We start from the raw sequence: 8488 nt of genomic DNA, 5'->3' as shown, positions 1-8488 counted from the left end.
AGGCTTGCCCGCGAAGGCGGTGTGACTGGCAACAACTGTATCGACTGACACAGCCCCTTCGCGGGCAAGCCTCGCTCCTACAGGGCTTTGTGAGCGTCAGTGCTTGGTCAGCTTATCCAGATAACCCATGGCAAACGCCGACACGACGAACGTCATGTGAATAATCACGTACCACTTCAAATGCTCGGGATCGACGTTCTTGGCGTCCATGAAGATCCGCAGCAGGTGGATCGACGAAATCGCCACGATGGAGGCCGCCACTTTCATCTTCAGCGAAGACGAATCCATGGTGCCCAGCCAGTTGAGCTTTTCCTTGCTGTCGTCGATGTCCAGCTGGGAAACGAAGTTCTCGTAACCGGAGATCATCACCATCACCAGCAAGCCACCCACCAGTGCCATGTCGATCAGCGACAGCAGCACCAGGATCAGGTCCGACTCGGCCATCGAGAATACGTTGGGAATGACGTGGAAAACTTCCTGGAAGAATTTCAGCGCCAGCGCCAGTAGCCCAAGGGACAGACCGAAGTAGATCGGTGCCAGCAGCCAGCGGGAGGCATACATTGCATTTTCGATAAAGCGTTCCATTGAATCTCACACGTGATGTTGAAAATGGCCGCAAGTATACCAGCCCCCTGCCTATACCCTGAAGCAGCCAGAAACCTTCGGCAAATCCGCGACCTGCGCGTGTGCCACAAAGTTTTTCTGCTAGTGTCCAGACTATTGACAGCTCAGCGACATCGGACAGGAAGACTGGAAATGGATGTGCGATTGCCAATAACGAGTGCCGGCATTTGCCTGGCTCTGCTGCTGGGCGGCTGCTCACCCAGCGATGAGAAGCGCCAGACTAGCCTCGAGGAAAAGACCGCGCAGTTCGAGAAGTCTCTGGATGCGATTGAGGATCCAAAGCTCAGGGATGCCGTTGCCGAACTCGGCGGTTCACTGCTGTTGCTCGAGCGTGCGCAACTCAAGCTCGACAGCAAACCCGTGGAAACCGAATACGGCGAAGACGTTCTCGCCGTGCTCAAGCACTACCCCACGCCTCAGGCTTTGGTCGACACCTACATCAACGGCCTGTTCGTGCTGCACAAGGATTCCAGTTCCGACTACCTGACCGACCTGCAACCGGTGTTCCCTTTCAACTTCAACATTCCGGCAGCGTTTCTCTTTCCCCATGGCCTGGAATGGCAATCGGTGACCTTGAGCAACAAGCGCGTCATCGCGTTCCAGCCGGAATGGTCGGAAACCGATCCCGGCATTCAACTGAGCCCCTCGAGTTCCAACCTGACCAACCCGGATGATCTGACGGTGACCTATCCGTTCATCGAAGGTCTGGACATGGACAACAAGAACCAGCCCCAACCGGTGAACCTGCAAGGCAAGGTCGAGGTCATCGCCCCGCGCCGGCTCTACACCTTCGACCTGACGAAAAAAGACGTTGGCCAGACCCGCACCAACGACAACCTCAGCGTCACCTTGCTGAAACTGGGCAACAACTACGCCGAAATCGAATTCAACAACAGCGCACCACTGGCCCCTGAAGTCAGCGAAACACCGTTGAATCCGCTGATCGTCCAGGCCAGGGACATCACCGGGCAATTCCTCTCGCGATCGGGTTCGATCAACGAAACCGCTGCGCAAATTGCCTTCTATCAAAAACAACTGGCGAAAATTCAGCAGCAGAAAGCCTGGAGCGAGACTTTCGAAAAGCAGATCGACGAAGAACAGCGCACCTTCGAGGCGCAGCAGAAGAATCATTACACCAAAGTGTATTTCAACGGTCCGGTCGAAACCGTTGAAGTGAGCGTTCTGGATTTCTCGGCCGTCACGGTGACCCACAAGGACCTGAACCTGCCGGTGCGCCGCTTTGACTCACACACCATGGCAAAAACCATCCAGCCACTGACCCTACCGGTGGTGGTGTATGACGATCAGGCCTCGACCTGGCTCAAGGGCGCGACATTGAGTGAGGAGCAGCTGAAGAAGGGCATCATCGTCAGTCAGTCGGTGGATGACCCCAGCGCCGCACGCATTGAATTCGACCACCCCAGAAGCTTCAATGACGAGATGCTCGGTACATCGTTCAGCGCTGGCGATAGCCCGGTCACGTTCTTTACGGAGGATGGCAGTGGCAAGCGCGATGGGCCGATCGAGCTGCCGCTTGAGGCTTACGAGGTCGATCCGCTACGTGGCGCCATCACCTATGACTTGAACCTGTTTCCGGAAACACCGGCCTATGCAGTGGGCTCCATGCCGCTGTTTCTGGCGACGGTGGCCAAACAAACGCTCGACGCCCATACGTTGCCCAAAGGCCTGGAACTCAAAGGCAATGCCTTGGTGGTTGATTTGAAGCTGTTTCCTGCCCAGGAGTGGCGTTTTTTCGCCAAGGACGACTCTGGAAACTATCTGAAAGAAATCCTTTCGGTCACTCACGACGCGAGCGCAGAAGGCCCGGCGCTATTTGCCGTGCATTACTTCTATGGCCAGCCAACACGTCTGGAAACCTATCAGCGAACCGACCTCACCACGGTGCAATATGGTTTCGAGGTCAAACTGGCCAAGGCGGATTTGAGCCACCTTGATCAATAACCGGTTTCAGTGGCCGCGCCGAACTCAGCCATTGAGGTTGCGGCAACAGCCCCCGTTGATTTCCCGCAGCTGGGCTTGCAGGTGCAGGCACCAGATTTGTGGGTCATCGGCCAGTTCGTAGCCATGCAGCGTCAGGCTTTCAACAATCGTGTCGAGGATGGACTCCGCCACGAAAGGCCCATGAAACGGTCCCTGCGCCTTGATGGCGGAAGGTTGTTCGCCGGCCATTCCGGCGGCGAAGAGCAAGGTCCACATGCCCGTATCCCCCGCCAACGGACGGATGGCACACTCGATACGGGTCACAAGGCCCAGGCATTGACGGGTGAGGCAGAGGTTGCGCGACATGGCGGCGACCCTCGGTAGATCCGGTGTTCAGCCCCCAAGGGAAGGCTGTCTCGATCCAGTGATTACTGTCGATATCCTTGAGCTGAGAATAGAAGAAAAGTCTGACTAGCACGTCAAGTCAGACCAGAAGGCGCCGAATGGTCATTGTGTGAATATTGACGTCAGAGTGATGGCACTTTCTTGAAGTGGACACATCACAAATGTGGGAGTGAGCCTGCCCGCGATAGCGAACTTTCAGCCGACACATGTGTTGGATGAAAGTGCCACATCGCGAGCAGGCTCGCTCCCACTGTGGATCGGGGTGATCCTCAGATCGGTCAGGCCGGTTTGGCTTCCACCAGGGCTTCCAGCGCCGCTTCTTTCTCGGCTTCCTTGAGGTCTTCTTCGCTGATCATTTCCGCGATCACGCGCAAGCGTTCCACCACCCGTGCGTTAACGCTGCCTTCGGGGAACTGGCCATCGGCATCCGGCGCACCGGCCGGTTCGCCAACCAACAGGCTCAACGCCTCGTCAGCCTGGCGCACGGCGTAGACATGGAACTGCCCCGCACGCACCGCCGAGAGCACCTTCTCGTCGAGCATCAGCGTGGCGACGTTGGCGTGAGGAATGATCGCCCCCTGCTCACCGGTCAGCCCACGGGCTTCGCAGAGTCGGAAGAAGCCTTCGATCTTCTCGTTGACCCCGCCTACCGCCTGCACTTCACCGAACTGGTTGATCGAGCCGGTGATCGCAAAGCATTGCTTGAGCGGCGTTTTCGACAGGGCCGAAATCAGCGTGCACGCCTCGCCCAGCGACGCACTGTCGCCATCGACGTAACCGTAGGACTGCTCCAGCGCGATACTCGCGGAAATCGCCAGCGGGAATTCCTGGGCGTAACGACTGCCCAGATACCCGGTGAGGATCATCACGCCCTTGGAGTGGATCGGCTGGCCGAGGTTGACCTCGCGCTCGATGTCGACGATGCCGCTGCCGCCCGGGTAGACCGTGGCGGAAATCCGCGCCGGCACACCGAACGCCGAGTCGCCGACTTCCAGCACGGTCAGCCCGTTGCACTTGCCGACGGCGGCGCCGTCCGTGTCGATCAGGATGATCCCGGCGAGCATGTCATCGAGAATCCGCGCAGAGACCCGCCCGGTACGGGTGGCCTTGGCCTTGAGCGCCCGCTCGATATGCCCGGCATCGGTCATCTCGTCCCCCGCCAGGTGACGAATGAAGTCCGCCTCGCTGACCAGTTGGAACAGATCACCGATGCGCGCCGACAAACGCCCCTGGTGTTCGGCCAGGCGCGCGCTGTAAGTCGCCAGGCGCGCCACGGCATCGGCCGTCAGCGGCGCCATGCCTTCTTCCGAGGTGCGGGTTTTGAGCAACTGGGCGAACTGCTCCAGGCTCTCGTCGACCATCGGGATGTCTTCGTCGAAATCCACCAGGACGCGGAACATCTCCTGGAAGTCCGGATCGAGGTCTTGCAGCGTGTAATACAGCTGACGCGCACCGATGATGACGACTTTGACCTGCAACGGAATGTGTTGCGGCGTCAGGGTCACGGTGGCCAGGCGGCCCAGCTCACCAAGCGGCGACTCCATTTTCAGCTTGCGCGATTGCAGGGCGCGCTTGAGCGCATCCCACACGAACGGCTCGCTGAGCATTTTTTCCGCTTCAAGGATCAGAAAACCGCCGTTGGCCCGGTGCAATGCGCCCGGCCGCAGTTGCCGATAGGTCGTGTACATCGCGCCCTGATCGGTGCTGTATTCAATGCGGCCAAACAGGTTTTCGTAAGTCGGGTGCGGCTCGAAGACCACCGGCGCACCGCCGCTGGACGAATGACCGACCACCAGGCTCGGAGCGTATTGCTCTTCCAGCAATTTGCGGGCGACGGCGTCGGTCTTGCTGTCGTCCACCAGTTGCTCGACCACGGTCTTGAGCAGGTAGACCTGCATGGCTTGCAGGTAACCGCAAACGGCGGCGTTCTCGGCGTATTTCTCCGACAACGGCGACAGCAACGGCTGCAAGGCCAACGTGATGGTTTCTTCGTTGAGGTGGCGCAGCTGATTGCTCGACTCGCGCTTCCATTGCGGCAGGCTGGCGAGCTCTTCGTTCAGTCGCTCCTCCAGACCGGAAATATCGTCGTGGAAACGCTCGCGATCGGCTTCCGGCAACTGGGCGAATTCCGCTTCGTCCAGGGCCTTGCCTTCGCTCATGGGCGTGAACGCGATGTTGCTGGCGTCGCGGTAAAGCGCGACTTCCTTCTCCAGCGCCAGGCGCTCGATCACGTCCAGTGCCTTGTCGTAGCGCTGGTTGAAGGCGCGGTCGATGGCGCTTTTTTTCTGCTGGTAGGACGGATGCTCGAACACTGCCGGAAAAGTCGCCAGCAGGTTGTCGATCAAGCCGTTGATGTCACCGATGAAGGCGCCAGCAGTGCCCGATGGCAATTCCAGTGCACGAGGCTCGCGAGGCTCATCGAAATTATTGACGTAGACCCAGTCGGCCGGGGTCTGCAGGCGCTTGCCTTCGGCTTTCAGGTAGCGTTTGACGAACGAAAACCGGCCGGTGCCGGGCTCACCCATGACAAATACGTTGTAACCGGGGCGTGGCATGGCCACGCCGAACTGCAAGGCTTCGACCGCACGTTCCTGGCCAAGCACACCGCGAAAGGGCTCCAGATCATTGGTGGTAGAGAAGCTGAACTGTTCAGCGGAAAACGGACGGGTCAGCGCTTCAGGCGCTAGACGCAAGCTGGCAGCAACAGGATCAGGCATCGGGCTTCCTTACATCAGGCGGGGCAGATAGCGGCATTCTGGCGCTGCCCATACCTCACTTGCAAGGCGCGCCTCCAGCCAAAGCATAGACAAACCGTCATCCCCAGGCCGGCCGGGGACAAATCAATGATTTCAACGAATGTTTTGCAAAAAATCACGGAACCCCAGGAACGTGCCTAAACTCCAAACTGCGCGGCTGGATTAATAACTGGCCCACTGGCGCCGGATTGGGCCAGACCCCTTGTCCATTGGTATGCACATAAAGAGAACAAAGCTATGAAACGGATTCTTCTCGGTACTCTCTTCACCGCTGTATCCATCAACGCCATGGCCCAAGCGCCAGGCGGCCCGGATTGCGGTTGGGGCAACATGCTGTTCGAAGGTCAGCGTGGCACCCCGGCTCACTTCCTGGCATCCACCACCAACGGCACTTCCGGTAACGCAACGTTCGGTATGACTTCTGGTACCAACGGTTGCTCGACTAATGCGTCGCTGACTTATGGCGGCAAATCCTGGTTTGCCATGAATGGCATGATGAACGAGCTGTCCGAAGACATGGCCAAAGGTAACGGCGAAGCGCTGACGACCTATGCCGTGGTACTGGGCGTGGCGCCGGAAGACCGTGCGCACTTCGCCGCTGTGACTCACCAGCACTTCCAGCAGATCTTCAGCAAGGCTGACGTGACCGCTGACGACGTGCATACCAACACCCTGGCCGTTCTGAAGAACGATCCACGTCTGGCCAAGTACGCTACTCAAGCTTAAGCTCGACCCACCCGCTCCTTTCGGGGGGCGGGTTTTATTTTTTGGACCTGTCCCCCTTGGGTCTTTATTTTTTTTCGACTTAAGTTGCTCACTATGCTCAAACGCCTTGCCTGGCTGGCGCTCTGTGTCTGCGCCCCGCTGTCCGCCGCGCCACATGTCGACAATCAACGTTTGCAGCAACTGGCCAACGACCCTTTCTGGATTTCCCTGGGCCATTACGAAACCGCCAAGCTGGGCGGCTGGCGCAGCTATGTCAGCGACAAAAAGTTCTTTCTCGCACCCGACGGTAACGAACACCCCGACCGCGAACTGGCGGCCACCGTGCAGGCGCTGTACGCCCCGGCCAGTGCGGGCGAACAACATGCCCAATGTGTGTACCCGGCGCGCACCCGCTGGTTGAAAGCGCAGCTCAACCTGACTGATTTGCCGGCGCTCGATTGCACTGAGTTCAAGCAATGGTTCAAGGATGTCTCGCCCCATAGCGCGGTGATGATTTTCCCGGCGGCTTACCTGAACAGTCCGTCATCGATGTTCGGCCATACCTTGCTGCGCATCGACCAGGCCGATGTGCAGAGTGATCACACCGCGCTGCTCAGTTACGCGATCAACTTCGGCGCCTACATCGAAGGTTCGGATAACAGCATCCTCTACGCCTGGAAAGGCTTGATGGGCGGCTATCCGGGGCTGTTCGCGCTGGTGCCGTATCAGGAAAAACTCTCGGAATACCGCAGCCTCGAAAACCGGGACCTGTGGGAGTACCGGCTGAACCTGACGCAGGCAGAAACCGAGCGCATGGTCGAGCACGTCTGGGAGTTGAAGCAGATCCAGTTCGACTATTTCTTTTTCGACGAAAACTGCTCCTATCGCCTGCTTGAGCTGCTGCAGGTGGCGCGGCCAAGCCTGCGCCTGACCGAACAGTTCCCACTGACGGCCATTCCGACCGATACCGTCAAAGCGGTGAAAGAAGCCGGGCTGGTGGAATCCATTCAGTATCGTCCGTCCCGTGAACGGGAACTGCTGAGCCGCGCCGAGCCGTTGACTGACGAAGAACAGGAGTGGGTGCTGAAAGTCAGCGCCGACCAAAAGCAATTGCAGACACCAGCGTTCAAGGCTCAACCGCGCGACCGTCAGGCGCTGATCATCGATGCGTCTTACCGCCTCGAACGCTATCGCGCCAACGGTCAGGAGCGCGATCCTGAGAGGGCGCAACGCAGTTTCGAACTGCTGCGGGCGATCAACCAGAACCCCGCCCCTGAGCTGGACATCCCGAGGCCCGGCCTGCCCGAGGACGGTCATGAATCCCGCACCTGGCAAGCCGGCATCGGCACCCGGGGCGACAAGGCCTTTGGCGAATATGGCCTGCGCATGGCGTATCACGACCTCAACGATAACGCCGAGAGCTTCCCGCTCGGTGCGCAGATCGAAATCCTGCAGATGAAACTGCGCCAGTACGAAGGCAATGACTGGCAGTTCCAGCAACTGGACCTGGCGACCATTCGCTCCCTGACGCCGCGCAATGAGTTGTTGAAGCCATTATCGTGGCAAGTCACGGGCGGCCTGGAACGCGTGCCAGGCAAGCATGACGATGAAACGCTGGTCAGCCACGTCAACGGCGGTGGCGGCGGCACCTGGCAGTTGGGTGAAGACATGCTCGGCTTTGCACTGGGCACCGTGCGTGTCGAACACAACAACGACTTCGCGGGCTTTATCGCACCGGCGGCAGGTTTCAATAGCGGTCTGCTGTGGAAAAACCCACTGGGCAACTTCAGCCTGGAAACCAAGGGCGATTTCTTCACCAACGGCGAGGTGCGCCGCAGTGTGAGCCTCAACCAGCAGTGGGAACTGTCGCGCAACCTGGGCCTGCGCCTGAGTGCCCAGCGCGAATTCAGCCACCTCGCCTCGCCCGAGAACGAAGTGATGCTTGAGGTGAAGTGGTATCACTATTGACCTGACACCCCACCGTCCCTGTGGGAGCGAGCCTGCTCGCGATGGCGGTGTATCAGTCGACATCAGTGTTGACTGACACACCGCCATCG

Annotated in this window: 6 protein-coding genes; 3 read left to right on the top strand and 3 right to left on the bottom strand. The window is 59.0% G+C overall.

Annotated elements, in window-relative coordinates; translation table 11 throughout:
* Nucleotides 1-96 precede the first annotated feature (96 nt).
* Nucleotides 97-585, bottom strand: a complete 489-nt coding sequence (locus QMX98_RS29280) for a TIGR00645 family protein (RefSeq protein WP_007943976.1) — start codon at nucleotides 583-585, stop codon at nucleotides 97-99.
* Nucleotides 586-756: 171 nt separating this feature from the next.
* Here QMX98_RS29280 and QMX98_RS29275 point away from each other — a divergent pair, with 171 nt between their 5' ends.
* On the top strand, nucleotides 757-2586 hold the full coding sequence (locus tag QMX98_RS29275) for a hypothetical protein (RefSeq protein ID WP_282411776.1): 1830 nt from the start codon (nucleotides 757-759) through the stop codon (nucleotides 2584-2586).
* A 24-nt stretch (nucleotides 2587-2610) separates the two neighbouring features.
* Here the strand turns inward: QMX98_RS29275 and QMX98_RS29270 are convergent, their stop codons facing one another.
* Both QMX98_RS29270 and QMX98_RS29265 read right to left on the bottom strand, forming a co-directional pair.
* A complete protein-coding gene (locus QMX98_RS29270) occupies nucleotides 2611-2931 on the bottom strand; it encodes a hypothetical protein (protein WP_282411775.1) in 321 nt (106 codons plus the stop codon).
* Nucleotides 2932-3248: 317 nt separating this feature from the next.
* Complete coding sequence (locus QMX98_RS29265) at nucleotides 3249-5687, bottom strand: ATP-binding protein (RefSeq protein WP_010467518.1); 2439 nt, start codon at nucleotides 5685-5687, stop codon at nucleotides 3249-3251.
* A 276-nt stretch (nucleotides 5688-5963) separates the two neighbouring features.
* Here QMX98_RS29265 and QMX98_RS29260 point away from each other — a divergent pair, with 276 nt between their 5' ends.
* Together QMX98_RS29260 and QMX98_RS29255 are read left to right on the top strand one after the other, a co-directional pair.
* Nucleotides 5964-6452, top strand: coding sequence for a DUF3015 domain-containing protein (locus QMX98_RS29260; RefSeq protein WP_010467516.1), 489 nt, complete (start codon nucleotides 5964-5966; stop codon nucleotides 6450-6452).
* A 93-nt stretch (nucleotides 6453-6545) separates the two neighbouring features.
* Nucleotides 6546-8399 (top strand): DUF4105 domain-containing protein, encoded by a 1854-nt coding sequence (locus QMX98_RS29255; protein WP_010467514.1) that lies wholly within the window; start codon nucleotides 6546-6548, stop codon nucleotides 8397-8399.
* The last annotated feature ends 89 nt before the right edge of the window (nucleotides 8400-8488 follow it).

The sequence above is a fragment of the Pseudomonas sp. PS02303 genome (genome assembly GCF_029959925.1).
GTDB lineage: Bacteria > Pseudomonadota > Gammaproteobacteria > Pseudomonadales > Pseudomonadaceae > Aquipseudomonas > Aquipseudomonas mandelii.
The sequence above is the reverse complement of the archived record's forward strand: the minus strand, read 5'-3'. Positions and strand labels throughout refer to the sequence as shown.